Annotated in this window: 15 protein-coding genes; all 15 read left to right on the top strand. The window is 30.9% G+C overall.

Features of this window, described 5'->3' with window-relative positions; translation table 11 throughout:
- The first annotated feature begins 144 nt into the window (after positions 1-144).
- The 15 genes from CHL78_RS07165 to CHL78_RS07235 all read left to right on the top strand — a co-directional run bounded on the left by CHL78_RS07165 (position 145) and on the right by CHL78_RS07235 (position 17,996).
- Complete coding sequence (locus tag CHL78_RS07165; protein ID WP_094367772.1) at positions 145-1,317, top strand: iron-containing alcohol dehydrogenase; 1,173 nt, start codon at positions 145-147, stop codon at positions 1,315-1,317.
- Complete coding sequence (locus CHL78_RS07170; RefSeq protein ID WP_094367771.1) at positions 1,304-2,149, top strand: class II fructose-bisphosphate aldolase; 846 nt, start codon at positions 1,304-1,306, stop codon at positions 2,147-2,149. The genes CHL78_RS07165 and CHL78_RS07170 overlap by 14 nt, the downstream gene beginning before the upstream one ends.
- An 11-nt stretch (positions 2,150-2,160) precedes the next feature.
- Positions 2,161-3,177 carry a 5-dehydro-2-deoxygluconokinase gene (iolC, locus tag CHL78_RS07175; RefSeq protein WP_094367770.1) on the top strand — a complete coding sequence of 339 codons (1,017 nt, stop codon included), beginning with the start codon at positions 2,161-2,163 and terminating at the stop codon, positions 3,175-3,177.
- A 12-nt stretch (positions 3,178-3,189) separates the two neighbouring features.
- A complete protein-coding gene (locus CHL78_RS07180; RefSeq protein WP_094367769.1) occupies positions 3,190-3,978 on the top strand; it encodes a 5-deoxy-glucuronate isomerase in 789 nt (262 codons plus the stop codon).
- Positions 3,979-3,999: 21 nt separating this feature from the next.
- Entirely contained in the window at positions 4,000-5,925 is a 1,926-nt protein-coding gene (gene iolD / locus CHL78_RS07185; protein WP_094367768.1) for a 3D-(3,5/4)-trihydroxycyclohexane-1,2-dione acylhydrolase (decyclizing), read from the top strand.
- Between the two features lie 95 nt (positions 5,926-6,020).
- The gene (gene iolG / locus CHL78_RS07190; protein ID WP_094367767.1) at positions 6,021-7,058 is read left to right on the top strand and encodes an inositol 2-dehydrogenase; all 1,038 of its coding nucleotides are present in this window, start codon (positions 6,021-6,023) and stop codon (positions 7,056-7,058) included.
- A gap of 37 nt (positions 7,059-7,095) precedes the next feature.
- A complete protein-coding gene (gene iolE / locus CHL78_RS07195) occupies positions 7,096-8,007 on the top strand; it encodes a myo-inosose-2 dehydratase (protein ID WP_094367766.1) in 912 nt (303 codons plus the stop codon).
- 92 nt (positions 8,008-8,099) lie between these two features.
- The gene (locus CHL78_RS07200; protein ID WP_094367765.1) at positions 8,100-9,746 is read left to right on the top strand and encodes a solute:sodium symporter family transporter; all 1,647 of its coding nucleotides are present in this window, start codon (positions 8,100-8,102) and stop codon (positions 9,744-9,746) included.
- Between the two features lie 109 nt (positions 9,747-9,855).
- Complete coding sequence (locus CHL78_RS07205; protein ID WP_094367764.1) at positions 9,856-10,902, top strand: Gfo/Idh/MocA family oxidoreductase; 1,047 nt, start codon at positions 9,856-9,858, stop codon at positions 10,900-10,902.
- Positions 10,903-10,913: 11 nt separating this feature from the next.
- Entirely contained in the window at positions 10,914-11,732 is an 819-nt protein-coding gene (locus CHL78_RS07210) for a formate/nitrite transporter family protein (protein ID WP_094367763.1), read from the top strand.
- Between the two features lie 353 nt (positions 11,733-12,085).
- On the top strand, positions 12,086-12,361 hold the full coding sequence (locus CHL78_RS07215) for a CD3324 family protein (protein ID WP_094367762.1): 276 nt from the start codon (positions 12,086-12,088) through the stop codon (positions 12,359-12,361).
- 213 nt (positions 12,362-12,574) lie between these two features.
- Positions 12,575-14,146 (top strand): ABC-F family ATP-binding cassette domain-containing protein, encoded by a 1,572-nt coding sequence (locus CHL78_RS07220; RefSeq protein ID WP_094367761.1) that lies wholly within the window; start codon positions 12,575-12,577, stop codon positions 14,144-14,146.
- 111 nt (positions 14,147-14,257) lie between these two features.
- A complete protein-coding gene (locus CHL78_RS07225) occupies positions 14,258-15,109 on the top strand; it encodes a L,D-transpeptidase family protein (protein WP_094367760.1) in 852 nt (283 codons plus the stop codon).
- Positions 15,110-15,490: 381 nt separating this feature from the next.
- Positions 15,491-16,855, top strand: a complete 1,365-nt coding sequence (gene dcuC, locus CHL78_RS07230) for a C4-dicarboxylate transporter DcuC (protein ID WP_094367759.1) — start codon at positions 15,491-15,493, stop codon at positions 16,853-16,855.
- 22 nt (positions 16,856-16,877) lie between these two features.
- Positions 16,878-17,996: a M20 family metallopeptidase gene (locus CHL78_RS07235; RefSeq protein WP_094367758.1), complete on the top strand. Its 1,119-nt coding sequence runs from the start codon at positions 16,878-16,880 to the stop codon at positions 17,994-17,996.
- The last annotated feature ends 17 nt before the right edge of the window (positions 17,997-18,013 follow it).

Below are 18,013 nucleotides of genomic sequence, written 5' to 3' on the forward strand. Positions count from 1 at the left end.
ATGTTGGATTATAATTTAGTTAAGAAATGAGATTTAACCAAAATATACTCAAAACTTTGTATATATATTACCAAAATATACAAAGAATTATACATAATTGAGTATTTATAAAATATATAATCAATTAAATACAGGGGGGATAGTATGGCTAGTTTATTCATAGTACCAAATAAAACTATAGTTGGGGAGAACGCTTTAGAGTTATCTAAAGATCAAATAAAAGGTTTTGGAAAAAAAGCATTAATAATAACTGATAATATGATGGTTAAGTTAGGCAATGTAGATAAAGTTACTAAAGTTATTGAGGATATAAATTTAAAGTATGAAGTTTATAGTAATGTAAATAGTGAGCCTACAGATGAAATAGTAGAAGGCGGAATTAATTTATATAAAGAATCAGGATGTGACTTTTTAATTGCATTAGGTGGAGGATCGCCAATAGATGCAATGAAAGCAATAGGTGCAATGATTACAAATCCAGGAGAAATTACAGACTACTTAGGAAAGGTAATTGAAAATCAACCACCAACAATGGTAGCAATACCGACTACAGCAGGGACAGGATCAGAAGCTACACAGTTTACAATAATTTCGGATACTAAAAGAAATATAAAAATGCTATTAAAAGGAGCAAGTTTAATACCTAATTTAGCAATAGTTGATCCAATGTTTACATTAACTGCTCCAAAGGCTGTAACAGCAGCAACAGGTGTTGATGCCTTAACTCATGCAATAGAAGCTTATACATCAAAAAAATCTCAATCATTATCAGATACATTTGCTTTATCTGCTGTTAAAAGAATATTTGAAAATCTTCCAGTGGCATATGAGGATGGAAGTAATATACAGGCGAGAAGTGAAATGGCAATAGGTTCTTTAGAAGCAGGTATAGCATTTAACAATTCATCAGTAACAATTGTTCATGGTATGAGTAGACCGATAGGTGCACTATATCATGTACCACACGGACTATCAAATGCAATGTTATTAAAAGATTGCTTAGAGTTTGCAAAAGATGGATGTGTAGAAAGATTTGATGATTTAGCAAAAGCTATTGGAATAAATGTAGAAACTAAAGAAGAAGGTGCTACATTATTTGTAGAAGCTGTTAAAGATTTATGTAACAAGTTAAATATAATGACTCTAGAAGAGTTTGGAATAGAAAGAGAAGTATTTTTAAATAGCTTAGATAAAATGGCTGATGATGCTTTAGAAAGTGGAAGTCCAGGAAATACAATGAGAGTTCCTTCTAAGGAAGACATAATAGAAATATACAAATCTCTGATGAAAGTAGGGGTTGGTTGTGGCGTTAGTTAATATGAAAAAACTATTACATGATGCTAAGCAAGGAGAGTATGCTGTTGGAGCTTTCAATATGGCAAATATGGAAACAGTTATGGGAGCTATAAAAGCAGCAGAAGACTTAAATTCACCAATTATACTTCAAATAGCAGAGGCAAGATTAAATTATTCACCAATTGAATTGATAGGTCCAATAATGATTGAGGCTGCAAAAAATTCAAGGGTAGACGTAGCAGTAAACTTTGACCATGGTCTTACTTTAGAAAATATAAAGAAGGCACTTGATTTAGGTTTTACATCAGTGATGATAGATGGATCTAAATTACCATTAGAAGAAAACATAGATTTAACTAAGAAAGTAATAGAGGAAGCTAAAAGGAATGGAGCAAGTGTAGAGGCAGAGGTAGGAAGAGTTGGCGGTAGTGAAGATGGAAGTGAAAATATTAATATTGCTTATACAGAATTAGAAGATGCCAGGAAGTTTGTAGATGATACAGATGTAAACTTCTTAGCTGTGGCAATAGGAAATGCTCACGGAGTATATTCAGGAGAACCAAATCTTAACTTTGAAGTACTTAAAAATATTTCAAAAGAAATAGAAAAGCCACTAGTATTACATGGGGGAACTGGAATAAGTGAAGAAGATTTTAGAAAATCTGTTAAATATGGAATTAGCAAGATAAATATTGCCACATCAACGTTTAACTCAGTAAGTGATAGTGTAAAAGAAACTTACAATAATAATAATAATATTAATTATTTTGATATAAGTAGTGCTCAAGCAGTAGGAGCTTATAACAATGTATATAAACACATAAAGGTTTTCCAAAGTGAAAATAAATGTTAAGGGGGATTACAATGAGTTACATTAAGTTTGAACAAAATAGAGAGATTGATATAGTTCCAATAGGAAGAGTTGCAATAGATTTCAACCCAGTAGATATTCACATGACATTAGCTGAAAGTACAACTTTTAGAAAATATCTAGGAGGTTCTCCAGCAAATATAGCAGTTGGTGTTTCCAGATTAGGTAAAAAAGTAGGATTTATAGGTAAGGTTTCAGATGATAGATTTGGTGATTTTGTTGTAAATTACTTTGATAAAGAGGGAATAGATACATCAAGAATAGTAAGAGCTAAAAATGGAGAATCTTTAGGATTAACTTTTACAGAGATACTAAGTCCTACAGAAAGTTCTATATTAATGTATAGAAACGGTGTTGCAGATTTAATGCTAGATGTTGATGATATAGATGAAGAATATATCAAAAATGCTAAAGCTATAGTAATTTCGGGAACAGCTCTTTGCCAAAGTCCATCAAGAGAGGCATCTCTTAAAGCTGTTGAAATAGCAAAAAAACATAATACAGTTGTAATATTTGATGTAGATTACAGAGCTTACAACTGGAAAAATGAGGATGAAATATCTATATATTATTCTTTAGTAGCAAAAAATAGTGATATAATAATAGGATCTAGAGAAGAATTTGACTTAACAGAGGGATTAATAGCAAAAAATAGTAATGATGAAGAAACAGCTAAAAGATGGTTAGAATATGGTAATAAAATAGTAGTAATAAAACATGGTAAAGAAGGATCAACTGCTTATACTAACGATGGTAGACAATTCAATATAAAACCTTTCCCAGTAAAATTATTAAAATCATTTGGTGGAGGAGATGCATATGCATCAGCATTTATATATGGTTTATTAGAAGGATGGGAAGTTATAGATTGTCTTGAGTTTGGTAGTGCATCAGCTGCTATGTTAGTAGCAAGCCATAGTTGTTCTGATGACATGCCAAGTGCAGAAAGTGTTAGTGAATTTATTGAAGAAGCTAAAAAAGAACATGGAGAAATGGTAGCAAGAGCTTAAGGGGGAAATTGTATGCTAGAAAGATTAGGGCAAGTATCTTATGGTAAATATGTATTAACTGAAATAGATGGAAAACATTCAAACATGCTAATGGATATTCAAGTAGAGAAACTTAAAAAAAATGAAGTAAGAAAATATGTTTCAGATACTAAAGAAATAGCAGTATTATTATTAGATGGAAAAGTGGAATTATCTTGGGAAAATAAAAAATTAGAAACTGAAAGACATTCAGTATTTGATGAATCTCCAACATGTGTACATGTTTGTAAAGATAAAACAATAACTGTTGTTGCATTAAGTGATTGTGAGATATTAATACAACAAACAGAAAATGATAAAGTATTTGAAAACGTTTTATACAATGAAAATAACTGTAAAAGTGATATATTTGGGGAAGGCGTTTGGAATGATACTGCTAGAAGAGTAGTAAGAACAATATTTGATTACAATAATGCACCTTACTCAAATATGGTAATGGGAGAAGTAATAACTTATCCAGGGAAATGGTCAAGTTACATACCTCATCACCATGAACAACCAGAAGTATATTACTATAAGTTTAATAAACCACAAGGATTTGGATTCTCTTTAATAGGTGAAGATGCTTATAAGATAGTAGATAATAGTTTTGCTGCAATACCAGGAGGACTTATACATCCACAAACATCTGCTCCAGGATATGCAATGTACTACTGCTGGATGATAAGACATTTTGATAACAATCCATGGACACAAAGGATAGATTTAGAAGAACACAAATGGTTACTTGAAAAAGATACAAAAATATGGCCGGAAAGATAATTAGAAATAAGGGGGGATATTATGAAAACTATAAAAATGACAGTAGCTCAAGCTGTAGTCAAATTTTTAGATAGTCAATATATAAGTTTTGATAGAGAAGAATCAAAATTTGTAGAAGGTATATTTACAATATTTGGTCATGGAAACGTAGTTGGTCTTGGTCAAGCATTAGATGAAAATCCAGGGAATTTAAAAGTTCATCAAGGTAGAAATGAGCAAGGAATGGCTTTAGCAGCAATGGGATTTGCAAAACAAAATAATAGAAAAAAAATATATGCTGCAACTTCATCAGTAGGTCCTGGAGCAGCAAATATGTTAACAGCAGCGGCTTGCGCAACTGCTAATAATATACCACTTTTATTATTACCAGGAGATGTATTCTCTACAAGACAACCAGATCCAGTGCTTCAGCAAATAGAACAACCTCATAATTTATCAATAAGTACTAATGATGCATTTAGACCTGTTTGTAAATATTGGGATAGAGTAACTAGACCAGAACAGCTTATGAGTGCAATGATAAATGCAATGAGAGTACTTACTGATATGGGAAATACTGGAGCTGTATGTGTTGCATTACCACAAGATGTTCAAGGGGAAGTATATGATTTCCCGGAAACTTTCTTCAAAAAGAGAGTACACAAAATGGTAAGACAACTACCAAGTCAAGAAGAGTTAGAAGAAGCAGTGACACTTATAAAATCAAAGAAAAAGCCTTTAATAATCTGTGGTGGAGGAGTAAAATACTCTGAAGCGGGAAAAGATTTGCTTGATTTTGCTAATAAATTTAATATACCATTTGCAGAAACACAAGCAGGAAAGAGTGCTATAAGCTGTAATGAAGAACTAAACTTAGGTGGTATAGGAGTAACGGGAAATCTAGCAGCTAATATGATAGCTAGAGATTGTGATTTAGTTATAGGAGTAGGGACTAGATTTACAGATTTTACAACTGGATCAAAATCATTATTTAAAGATGATGAAGTAGAGTTTTTAACGATAAATACATCTAGATTTGATGCTTCTAAGCTTGATGCAGTAAGCTTAGTTGGAGATGCGAAGTTAACTTTAGAGTATATAACAAATCATATAGAGTATTATAAATCGGGTTATGAAAATGAAATACAATATGTAAAACAATTATGGAAAGAAGAATTAAACAGATTAAACAATATTGAATATACAGAAGGTTTTGAGCCAGAAGTTGAAGAGAGAGTAGAAACAGCTATAGAAGACTTTATAAAAGTTCACGATAGTGTACTTACTCAAACAAGAGCACTTGGAGTAATAAATGAGGCTTTAAAAGAAAACTCTATAATAGTAGGAGCGGCTGGAAGTTTACCGGGAGATCTTCAAAGAGTATGGCAAGCATCTGAAAAAGATTCTTATCATATGGAATATGGATATTCTTGTATGGGATATGAGATAGCAGCTTCTCTTGGAGCAAAGCTTGCTAAACCAGAAAAAGAAGTATATGCGATGGTAGGAGACGGTAGCTATCTAATGTTACATACTGAGTTGGTTACAGCGATACAAGAAAAACAAAAGATAAACTTATTACTATTTGATAACTGCGGATTCGGTTGTATAAATAACCTTCAAATGGGTAATGGAATAGGAAGTTTATGTACGGAATTTAGATATAGAAATGATGAAACTAATAAGTTAGATGGAGATTATATAGGAATAGATTTTGCAAAAGTAGCTAGTGGATACGGAGCAAAAACATACACTGTAAAAACTGTAGAAGAATTAAAATTAGCTTTAGAAGATTCTAAGAAGCAAACTTTACCAACTTTGATAGATATAAAAGTATTACCAAAAACTATGACTCATGGATATGATGCTTGGTGGCATGTAGGAATAGCAGGTATGTCTAAGATAGATAGTGTTGTAAAGTCATTTGAAGATAAAAAAGCAAACTTAAATACGGCAAGACAATACTAAATAAATGATTTTAATAAATAAACTCTCGCTGTAAACTTATAAAATACATGGGAGCGAGAGATAAAATATAACTTACTAAATGGAGGGAATCTGAAATGATAAATATAGGTATAATAGGGGCAGGAAGAATAGGAAAGGTTCATGGAGAAAGTATCAGCAGATATGTTAAAGGAGCTAGAGTAAAATCAATATACAACTTTATATTAGATGATTCAACAGTTGCTTGGGCGAAAGAAATGGGGATAGATGAAGTATATGATGATTATACAAAAATATTAAATGATGAAGAAATAGACGCGGTATTAATATGTACTTCAACAGACACTCACTCTCCAATATCAATAGAAGCTATAAAAGCAGGAAAGCATGTATTCTGTGAAAAACCAATAGATCATGATGTAGAAAAAATACAAAATGTTATAAAGGAACTTGAAAATTCAAATGTAAAATATCAAGTAGGATTTAATAGAAGATTTGACCACAACTTTATGGCAGCTAAAGAAGCTGTAGAAGCTGGGAAAATAGGTGATATAAACATAATTAAAATAACTTCTAGAGACCCGGAAGCTCCTCCTGTAAGCTATGTTAAAGTATCTGGTGGAATGTTCTTAGATATGACTATACATGATTTTGATATGGTTAGATACTTATCAGGCAGTGAAGTAGAAGAAGTATATGCAATGGGTGCAGTACTTGTAAATGAAGAAATAGGTAAAGCTGGAGATATAGATACAGCAATAATAACTATGAAGTTAGCAAACGGAGCCTTAGCAGTAATAGATAATTCTAGAGAAGCTTGTTATGGATATGATCAAAGAGCAGAAGTATTCGGATCAAGAGGCTCTGTATCAGTAGGAAACGATACTAATTCAACTGCAATAATAAGCAATAAAGATGGGGTATCAGGTGAAAAGCCACTTTACTTCTTCCTACAAAGATATATGCAAGCATATGCAAATGAAGTAAGCCAATTTGTAGATGCAATAGTAAATGATACAGAAGTACCAGTTGGTGTATTAGATGGATTAAATCCAGTATTAATAGGATTAGCAGCACAAAAGTCATTAAGAGAAAATAGACCAGTTAAAATAAGTGAAATATCAGTATCAGAAACAGTAAATGCTTTAGCTTAATTTATATAAATAATTACATTAATCAGGGGGATAAAAAATGTTTAATAAAGATAAAGTTAAATTAGGAATAGCTCCAATAGCTTGGACAAATGATGATATGCCAGACTTAGGAAAAGAAAATACTTTTGAGCAGTGTATAAGTGAAATGGCATTAGCTGGATTTAGTGGAAGTGAAGTAGGAAATAAATACCCAAGGGATACTAAAGTACTTAAAAAAGCTTTAGAACTTAGAAATATGGAAATAGCAAGTGCATGGTTTAGTTCATTCTTAACTACAAAGCCTTATGAAGAAACTGCGCAAGAGTTTATAGAACATAGAGACTTCTTACATGAAATGGGAGCAAAAGTAGTAGTAGTTTCAGAACAAGGTCACAGTATCCAAGGTCAAATGGAAACTCCGGTATTTGATGGGAAATATATAATGAACGAAGAAGAATGGAATATGCTAGCAGAAGGTTTAAATAAACTAGGAGCATTAGCTCAAGAAAAAGGTATGAAATTAGTATACCATCATCATATGGGAACAGTAGTACAAACTACTGAAGAAATAGACAAGCTAATGGCAATGACTGATGAAAACTTAGTATACTTATTATTTGATAGCGGACATTTAGTATATTCAGGAGAAAATGCTCTTGAAGTATTAACTAAATATGTAGATAGAGTTAAGCACGTGCACTTAAAAGATATAAGATCAAACATAGTAAATAACGTAAAAGAAGAAAAATTAAGTTTCTTAAAAGGTGTTAGACTAGGTGCATTTACGGTTCCTGGTGATGGAGACATAGACTTTGAACCATTATTTAGAGTATTAGCTGACAATAATTATGAAGGATGGTTATTAGTAGAAGCAGAGCAAGATCCAGCTATTGCTAATCCATTTGAATATGCCCTAAAGGCAAGAAAATATATAGCTCAAAAAACTCAATTAGAAAAAGTAGAAGCATAAATATTTTAGACATTTAACTAGAAAATAATAAGCAAGTTATGAAATTAACTTGCTTATTATTTAAAATAAATTTTAAAATCGGGGGTATTACTATGGATTTATTTGTTATTATAACATTTTTAGCTTTTACTTTAGGTGTAGCATTTATATCTTGGTACAAAACTAGAGGCTCGAACTTTTCATCTAAAGATGGATATTTCCTTGCAGGAAGAAGTCTTACGGGAGTAACAATAGCAGGAACAATAATGCTAACAAATCTGTCTACAGAACAGTTAATAGGATTAACAGGACAAAGTTATATGACAAATATGGGTCCTATGGCTTGGGAGGCTACATCTTGTGTTGCATTAGTATTAATGGCTTTTGTATTTTTACCAAAATATCTGAAAAGTGGTATAGCGACAATACCAGATTTTTTAGAAGAGCGTTATGATTACTCAACTAAAAGAATAGTTTCATTATTATTTATATTAGGATATATATTAACTTACTTACCAACAGTACTTTATTCAGGATCTTTAGTTTTAAATCAATTATTTGGAATAAGTGATAGATTAGGTGTAAGTGATTTTTCAGCCATACTTATAATAAGTGGAGCAATAGGAGTAGTTGGCATATTATATACAACTTTTGGAGGACTTAAAATAACAGCATATGCTGATACAATAAATGGTGTAGGTCTTTTAATCGGTGGACTTATGATACCAATACTTGGTCTTATAGCGCTTGGCGATGGAAGTTTTATGGATGGAATAAATACTTTGATTACAGTAAACCCAGAAAAACTAAACGCAATAAATCCAGCAAACTCACAAGCACCATTAGTACCATGGCCAGTATTATTTACAGGATTATTATTTAATAACTTATTCTACTGGTGTACGAACCAAGCTATTGTTCAAAAAACTTTTGGAGCTAAAAACTTAGCAGAGGCTCAAAAAGGAGTTATATTTACAGGATTTTTAAAATTAATAGGTCCATTTTTCTTAGTAATACCAGGAATAATTGCATTCCATTTATATGGAAATACATTAAGTAATGCAGATTTAGCGTATCCTACATTAGTATTAGATGTGCTACCTAAACCACTACTTGGACTATTTGCAGCAGTTTTATTCGGAGCTATACTAAGTTCATTTAATGGAGCATTAAACAGTACATCAACATTGTTTACATTAGATATCTATAAGCCTATTATGCAAAAGAAAGCTCAAAAAATGTTAGCTACATCAGGTAATGATGAAGTAGCTCTTGATAAGACTGATGAGGAACTAGTTAATATGGGTAGAAAATTTACAACTGGGCTTGCGATATTATCAATAGCAATAGCTCCATTTATTTTATATGCACCAGCTGGATTATTTGGATATTTACAAGAATGTTTTGGATTCTATAATGTGCCAATACTTGCAGCTGTAGTTATTGGAATATTCAGTAAAAAAGTTCCGGCGATAGCTCCAAAGATTGCTTTAGTATCACATATAATATTATACTCATTATCAAAAGTATTCTTAGGACATGTACACTTCCTATATGTATTAGGTGTATTATTCCCAATAAATATTTTAATAATGTTATATGTAGGTAAAATTAAACCGAGGGAAAACGATTTTGTACAAGCGGATGCTGGTGTAGTAGATCTTACACCTTGGAAATATGCAAAACCAATAGCCCTATTCTCGATTATAGCAATGGCAATAATGTACTTAGTATTCTCTCCACTAGGATTGGGTGCATAAAAATAGAGCAATATAAAATTGCCCTTAAAAATAATATAAAAATACGTGTGAATTAAATTATAACAAAAAATATAGTAAGAGTAAATAGTTAGATGGGAGGAGAATATTTATGAAAAAGATTGTAAAGTTCGGTATTGTTGGATTAGGAAGATTAGGAAGAGCCCATGCAGAAAATATCGCTTTTAAAATACCCAATGCAAAGCTTATAGCTGTGTGCTCTATAGATGAAAGAGAAGTAGAAGAAGTTCAAAATTCTTGGGGAATAGAATATGGTTACACTGATTATGATGAAATGCTTAAAAATAAGAATCTAGATGCAATATTTGTTTCATCTCCATCAGGATATCACTGTGAACAAATAAAAAAAGCTTTGGATGCAGGTTTTCATGTATTTAGTGAAAAGCCACTAGGACTTTACTTAGAAGATGCACTAGAAGCTATGGAAGCTGTAAATAGTCATAATGATAAAATCTTTATGCTAGGATTTATGAGAAGATACGATAGATCTTATGCATATGCTAAGAAAAAAATTGAAGAAGGTCATATAGGAAAGCCAGTGCTAATAAGATGTTACGGATTAGATCCAGCGCCTGCTATGGAAGGGTTCTTAAAATTTGCTAAAAATAGTTATAGTGGAGGACTATTTTTAGATATGGCTATACATGATATAGATTTAGCTAGATGGTACATGGACTCTGAAATAGATAAAGTATGGGCTATAGGTGGAGCATATGAGTATCCTGAATTTAATGAATTAAATGATGCAGAAACTGGTGCTGCTATGGCTAAATTTAAAAATGGAACTATGGGTATATTTGTAGCAGGAAGAAATTGTGCTCATGGATACCATATAGAAACTGAAATAATAGGAACAAAAGGAACACTAAGAATTGGAACAACTCCTGACAAAAACTTAGTTACAGTATTTGATGATAGAGGAATAAACAAAGAGTGTGCAGGAGGATTTTTAGAAAGATTTGAGGATGCATATTTACAAGAAGTAAAAGAATTTGTTGACTGTGTACTTAACAATAAAAAGCCAAATGTTACTGTAGAGGATGGTGTGCTATCAACAATAGCTGGATATGCATTTAAAGAGTCATTTGAAACTGGAGAATTAGTTGAAGTTAAATACTTAGAGACTGTAAATATATAAGAGGGATAAATATGTACATTAAAGATATAGATATAATTTGTAATATTGCAGAAGACAAATACAAATTATCAAAAAAAAATCCAAGTAAATATTTGACTAGAGCAATAGTAGCTGGGCTTTACTTAGTAGTAGCCATAATATTATCATATACTACAGGAGCCGTACTATATGATATGTCACCTGAAATATCAAGGGTTATGGTAGCTGCAACTTTTTCTTTAGCCTTAGGGCTAATAGCCTTTCTTGGAGGAGAATTATTTACTGGTAATAACTTAGTGATGGCTCTTGGAGTATATAACAAAAGATGCAGACTTAGTATGGCTATCAGAGTATGGATATTTAGTTATATAGGAAACTTTATAGGATCTGTAATATTATCATTTATATTTGTAAAAAGTGGAGCTTCTTTAAGTTTATTACAAGAATACACGTCAAATATTGTATATGCTAAACTTGAATTACCTGTCTTAGAGCTATTTCTAAGAGGTGTATTATGCAACTTCATGGTTTGTATAGCAGTCTTATCAAGTATAAAGATGAAGACTGAAGGTGGAAAGCTTACTATTATGTTTTGGTGTATATTCGCATTTGTAATAGCAGGATTTGAACATAGCATAGCAAATATGGGAATATTTTCAGTATCATATTTAGCTTTAGGTGGATTGCCCCTAGATTTGGTATTTAGAAATTTACTTTGGGTTACTCTAGGTAATATTGTAGGTGGAGCTGTATTACTTGCTTTACCACTTAAGCTTATGAGCTATGACGATGTAGCTTTAAAAGAAGAGTGTATAGAGCTAGAGTATAAGTCAGAAAATATAAGAGTATAAATAAAAAGTTACCTAAAATGAAAATTCATTTTAGGTAACTTTTTATTTTGATTATTTTAAAGATAATATAAGAGTAGTTAAGATTATTACAGAATTATTTATAACCTTGAATAGTGATTTTATTTGATGCTATAATTTATATGATATATTAAATTAACATATAAAAAATATAAAGGAGAGATATTTATGAAAAATAGAATAGAGTTAATTATTTCTTCTGGCTCCGTGCAAAGACTGTAATACATTCAGGACTAAACTTTGTTCGGGGCCGGGCTAAAATGGATTCGGTTAAGTTGTTTTGTGCAGTCTTTGCTTCATTATTTACGAACAAAAAGTAGATAGGAGCGAATATTATGAAATATGAAAAAGCACAAAATCTATTACCAGAAAATATAATTGAATTAATTCAAGAATATATAGATGGTGGATATTTATATATACCTAGAAAAACTAATAATAGAAAGTCTTGGGGAGAAGGAACTGAGACTAAAAAAGATTTAAAGGAAAGAAATATTGAAATATTAAAAAGATATGATGAAGGTGTTTCAGCTAAAGAGTTAACTAAAAATTACTTCCTTACTGAAAATAGTATCAGAAGAATAATAAGACAGGAAAAGAAAGTTGTTTAGAATATAGGTACTTGGTTATTAATAAATAATCGAGTGCCTATTTTTATATACAATACCATTAGAATGAATATATCTAGAGTTTGAATTAGGTTAACTTTCTTACAGAAAAATTCGTGAACTTGAGATAAGCTTAGGTTGAATGTTATGATTTTATTAAGATATTAAATAAATACTATTATATATCAGAATAATTGCAAAGTAGAGGGAAGGACAATGAGTATTTTAACAGTTGAAAATATGAGCCATGGATTTGGGGATAGGATAATTTTCAATAATGTATCTTTTAAATTGTTAAAGGGCGAACATATTGGGATTGTAGGAGCAAATGGTGAAGGTAAATCAACTTTCATGAATTTAATTACTAACAAGATAATACAAGACAGTGGAAAGATAGAGTGGAGTAGTAAAGTAAGTATAGGATATATGGACCAGCATACACATCTAAAGGAAGGAATGTCTATAAGAGATGTATTAAAAGAAGCATTCAAAGATTGGTTTGAATTAGAAGAAAAACTAAATAGTCTGTATAATGATATATGCAATATGAACGAATATGAGATAAATAAAGCATTAGAGAAAAGTGTTATAATGCAAGATACTTTAGATAATAATGGATTTTATACTATAGATTCAAAGATTGAGGCAGTAGCTCTTGGTTTAGGCCTTAGAGAAGTTGGGCTTGAAAAAGATGTATCAAAACTAAGTGGAGGTCAAAGAACAAAAGTGTTACTAGCCAAATTGCTTTTAGAGAAACCAGATATACTATTATTAGATGAGCCAACAAACTATTTGGATATAGAACATATTGAATGGCTGAAGAAATATTTACAAGTATATGAGAATGCATTTATATTAATATCACATGACTTAGAATTTTTAAATGAAGTAGTAAACATAGTATGTCATATTGAAAATAAGTCTATAACAAGATATGTTGGAGATCATAAAAACTTTTTAAAAGTATATGAAGCTAATAAAATCCAACAAAGAGCTGCTTATGTAAAGCAACAACAAGAAATTTCAAGGTTAGAGGAATATGTTGCAAAAAATATATCGAGAGCATCAACAAGTGCTATGGCAAAATCTAGACAAAAAAGACTTGATAAGATGGAACGTATTGAAGTTTTAAAAAGTATACCTAAGCCATATTTTGATTTTAAGGAAGCAAAGTCATCAGGTAGAGTACTATTTGAAGCAAGAGACTTAATAATTGGTTATGAAAAAGCACTTACTAAGCCTTTAAATTTTACTATGGAAAGAGGTAAAAAAATTGCAATAATCGGTTCAAATGGAATAGGTAAAACAACTTTATTAAAAAGTTTAATTGGGATTATGAAACCTATCAGTGGAAATTTAGAAATAGGAGAAAATCAAGCAATAGGTTACTTCGAACAAGAAATAAAAAAAGAGAATAACAACACATCTTTAGAAGAGGTTTGGAACGAGTTTTATAAGTGTACAAAATTTGAGATAAGAAGTATGTTAGCTAAGTGTGGATTAACACAGGAACATATAGATAGTAAGGTAAATGTTTTGAGTGGTGGTGAACAAGCTAAGATTAGATTGTGTAAGTTAATTAATAGACCAACAAATATATTAATATTAGATGAGCCAACTAACCACTTAGATGCTGATGCTAAATATGCTCTTAAAAAAGCTTTAAAAAATTATCAAGGAAGCATTCTGTTAGTATGCCATGAGCCGGAATTTTATAAGGATATTGTAGATGAGGTTATAGATTGTGAGAGATGGGTTTTAAATAACAAGAAGAATTTGATTGGATAAGATTTGTCTATAGTCATTATTATTAGTAATAACTAAGTTTAAAAAATAGAAGAACAGTTATAAAATAGTAGTCATAGCTTAGTATAAGGATTATACAAGGAGATGGATAATATGAGACCGAAAAGACGTATTATTATAAGGTATAGAATTCCTATATACAAGTATACTTTAGTAAATTTAAATCTGAGAGAAGAAAAATCTACAACTTCAAATATAATAACTGTAATACCTAAATACTCAAAAATAGAAGTAATAGATGCTGATGATGAATGGCTTAAAGTAATTTATGACTCTAAGGAAGGATATGTATATAAAGACTATGTGTCTGTTACTAAACATCCATGGTCTAATTTGAACTTAAGAGAAAATGAGTCTATATCATCTAATATTATCACAATAATTCCAGCTAAATCACAAGTTGAAGTATTACAAGCAGATAACGATTGGAGTAAGGTAATTTACAATGACCAAATGGGATATGTTTTTAACTACTTTTTATCAGATGATGGGAATAGACCTGACGAGTTAAATTACAAATACTTTTATACTGACATGACTAGATTTGTAAATGAAAATAATATTAAAAGCACGAGTGATTATTTATTAATTACCGACCTTAAAAATAAATATACTTATGTATTTAAAGAAGATAATGGAAATTGGATTCAATTATATAAATGGTCTTGTACTGTAGGAAAACCTCAAACACCAACTATAACAGGGACTTTCTTTATTAGTGGTAGAAAACCAGGCTTTGGAACTGATGAGTATTCTGTTAAGTATGCAACAAGAATTAGAGGTGGATATTACTATCATTCAATTTTATATGACTCAACAGGAAGTTATGTGATAGATGGAAGATTGGGTCAGGCACTTAGTCATGGATGTATTAGACTTGCAACAGATAATGCTAAGTGGATATATGATAATATACCAGATACAACGACTGTGATAATTCATTGATTAGTAAATTAATATACAGTTTCTATATACTATTTTAGAAAAATTTAAATACAGACAGTTTTGATAATAGTGTAGAGTTCCCAGGTTTATTGGATAGAAAAATTAAAAAGAAAACCCTATTATAATTAACTATAGTAGGGTGATTTTTTATGTTACTAACTATTATATAATTAAGAAAAATAAAGTTTATAAGCAATAAATGAAAGTTAGAAATCGAATTTTGTGTTGAAAATAAGACTTTTAAAGTATAAAGATTTATTTATAAAAGATAAAAGTAGTTTTTTCTTAATTTATATCATATTTTAATTGACTATGTTTTTATAGCAGTGTTATGATTTATTTGAAAAGGTATAAAATTCTGAAATTTCTAAGGGGGATAACATGTTAGGATTAATTTTAGCCGCTATAGTTTCAATTGGAACTGGATACTTTATTGTTAAAAAGTATAAAGCGCAAACAGTACTGCTACTAGCAGGTATGATTCTTATGGGGTGTGCCATAATTTTAGGTACAGGAGTTATAGTTTCTCCAGAGGAGACTACAGGATTTGCTTGGTTTGACATTCTTGAATTTATCAAGATAACGTTTTCAAGCAGAGCGGCAGGAATGGGGCTTGCTATAATGGCAGTTGGTGGATTTGCTAGATATATGGATAAAATCGGTGCAAGTGATGCTTTAGTAAATATAGCAATTAAGCCACTTAAGCTTATAAGGTCACCATATTTAGTATTAGCTATGGGATATATAATAGGTCAAATACTAAATATATTTATACCAAGTGCATCAGGATTAGGGGTTTTACTGATGGTTACAATGTATCCAATATTAATAAAGCTAGGTGTAAGTAAGCTATCAGCAACTGCTATGATTGGTACTTCAGCTTGCTTAGATCTAGGACCAGCATCAGGTAATGCGGTACTAGCATCACAAACAGCCCAAATGAGTTCAAGTATCTACTTTACAACTTACCAAATACCTGTTGCAATAGTTACTATAATTGTCATTGCAATTGCTCACTTTTTTGTACAAAGAAATTATGATAAAAAAGAAGGTCATGTTGCAGAATTTAAAATAGGTAATGAAAATGATAGAACAAAATTAGATGTTCCTAAGATATATGCACTTTTACCAATAGTTCCGCTTATTTTAATATTATTATTTAGTGAACTAGTATTTTCAAGTGTTCAGTTAGATGTGGTAACAGCAATGTTCTTCTCAACTTTTATAGCACTGATATTTGAATTAATTAGAAAAAGAGATGTTAAAAGCGTATTTGCAAGTATACAAATATTCTTTGATGGTATGGGAGCTCAATTTGCAGCTGTAGTAACTTTGATAGTAGCAGGAGAGGTTTTTGCTCATGGATTAAAGTCAATAGGTGCAATAGATACTATTATTGCTAGTGCACAATCACTAGGTTTTGGTAGTGTTATGATGACTATAGTTATGGTTCTTATAATTGCAGTTAGTGCAATAATTATGGGTTCAGGTAATGCACCGTTTTTTGCATTTGCAGCACTTGTTCCAGATATAGCAACTAAATTATCTATACCTGCAGTATCTATGCTTTTACCTATGCAATTAACAGCTGGTATTGCAAGAAGTATATCGCCAATAACGGCTGTAATAGTAGCTGTTTCTGGTATTTCAGAGGTATCGCCATTTGATGTTATTAAGCGTACTGCAGTACCGATGGTTATAGGATTATTAGTAGTTGTTGTAAGTAACTTTATCTTATTTTTATAGATTTTATTAAGGGGGACAATTTATGAATATAAATATGGAGAAATACCTAGGGGAGTTAGAGGAATTAGTAAATATAGATAGCGGTAGTAAAACTCCTCATGGAGTAGAAAAGGTATGTGATATACTTTATAAAAAGTTTGAAGATATTGGTCTTATTGTAAAGAAACACTATATAAATGATAATGCAGGACCATGTTTAGAAGTTAGAAATAAAGAAGGAAAAGATATAGATATTCTTATATTAGGACATATGGATACTGTGTTTGGAGAAGGAACGGTTAAAGAAAGACCTTTTAGTATGAGAGAAAATATAGCATACGGTCCAGGTGTTATTGATATGAAATCTGCACTTCTATCTGTTTACTATGTTATTAAAGATGTAATAGAAGATAATAAAATTGATAAATCAATTTGTATAGCTTTTAATTGTGACGAAGAGATAAGCTCAATATATTCAAGAGAACTGCTAGAAGAACTTGGACGAAATAGTAAATATGCTTTAGTTTTAGAGCCGGCAAGAGCTAATGGTGCATTTGTTGCAAGTAGAAAAGGTGTAATGAAATATAAAATAGATTTTAGCGGAGTTGCATCTCATGCAGGCAATAATCACAAGGAAGGTAAAAGTGCGATTCAAGAATTAGCTCATTGGGTTTTAAAACTTCATGAATTAACTAATTATGATTTAGAAACAACAGTTAATGTTGGTGTAGTAAGTGGAGGAAGTTCTGCAAATGTTGTTTGTCCAAGTGCAAGCTGTGAGGTTGATGTAAGAGTTAAAACGATAGATGAAGCAAATAGAATTGATAAATGTATAAATGAATTATTAAATAATATCAACACTGATGGAGTAAGTGTTAAAGTTAGTGGTGGATTAAGTAGACCTCCTATGGAGATGACTGAGAAAAGAAGAGAGTTACATAAGTTAGTAGAAGAAATAGGTAAAGAGGAAGGTATAAATGTTCATTGGACAGATGCAGGTGGAGGATCTGATGGTAATATTGTAGCAAGTGTAGGAACACCAGTTATTGATGCAATAGGACCAATTGGAGGATATGGTCATAATGAAAAAGAGTATTTAGAAATTGATTCAGTAGAGCCAATGGCTAGACTATTAAAAAAACTTATTGAAAAATTATCTTAATAATAGGGAGACTCATA

The organism is Romboutsia weinsteinii (assembly GCF_002250835.2).
GTDB classification, from domain to species: Bacteria; Bacillota; Clostridia; order Peptostreptococcales; family Peptostreptococcaceae; genus Romboutsia_A; species Romboutsia_A weinsteinii.

Excerpts from the sequence above, each read along its gene's own strand:
- iolD (WP_094367768.1), top strand. The coding sequence starts at position 4,000 with ATGAAAACTATAAAAATGACAGTAGCTCAAGCTGTAGTCAAATTTTTA.
- CHL78_RS07235 (WP_094367758.1), top strand. The coding sequence starts at position 16,878 with ATGAATATAAATATGGAGAAATACCTAGGGGAGTTAGAGGAATTAGTA.
- CHL78_RS07180 (WP_094367769.1), top strand. The coding sequence starts at position 3,190 with ATGCTAGAAAGATTAGGGCAAGTATCTTATGGTAAATATGTATTAACT.
- iolG (WP_094367767.1), top strand. The coding sequence starts at position 6,021 with ATGATAAATATAGGTATAATAGGGGCAGGAAGAATAGGAAAGGTTCAT.
- CHL78_RS07220 (WP_094367761.1), top strand. The coding sequence starts at position 12,575 with ATGAGTATTTTAACAGTTGAAAATATGAGCCATGGATTTGGGGATAGG.
- CHL78_RS07165 (WP_094367772.1), top strand. The coding sequence starts at position 145 with ATGGCTAGTTTATTCATAGTACCAAATAAAACTATAGTTGGGGAGAAC.
- iolE (WP_094367766.1), top strand. The coding sequence starts at position 7,096 with ATGTTTAATAAAGATAAAGTTAAATTAGGAATAGCTCCAATAGCTTGG.
- CHL78_RS07210 (WP_094367763.1), top strand. The coding sequence starts at position 10,914 with ATGTACATTAAAGATATAGATATAATTTGTAATATTGCAGAAGACAAA.
- iolC (WP_094367770.1), top strand. The coding sequence starts at position 2,161 with ATGAGTTACATTAAGTTTGAACAAAATAGAGAGATTGATATAGTTCCA.
- CHL78_RS07225 (WP_094367760.1), top strand. The coding sequence starts at position 14,258 with ATGAGACCGAAAAGACGTATTATTATAAGGTATAGAATTCCTATATAC.
- CHL78_RS07200 (WP_094367765.1), top strand. The coding sequence starts at position 8,100 with ATGGATTTATTTGTTATTATAACATTTTTAGCTTTTACTTTAGGTGTA.
- CHL78_RS07215 (WP_094367762.1), top strand. The coding sequence starts at position 12,086 with ATGAAATATGAAAAAGCACAAAATCTATTACCAGAAAATATAATTGAA.
- CHL78_RS07205 (WP_094367764.1), top strand. The coding sequence starts at position 9,856 with ATGAAAAAGATTGTAAAGTTCGGTATTGTTGGATTAGGAAGATTAGGA.
- dcuC (WP_094367759.1), top strand. The coding sequence starts at position 15,491 with ATGTTAGGATTAATTTTAGCCGCTATAGTTTCAATTGGAACTGGATAC.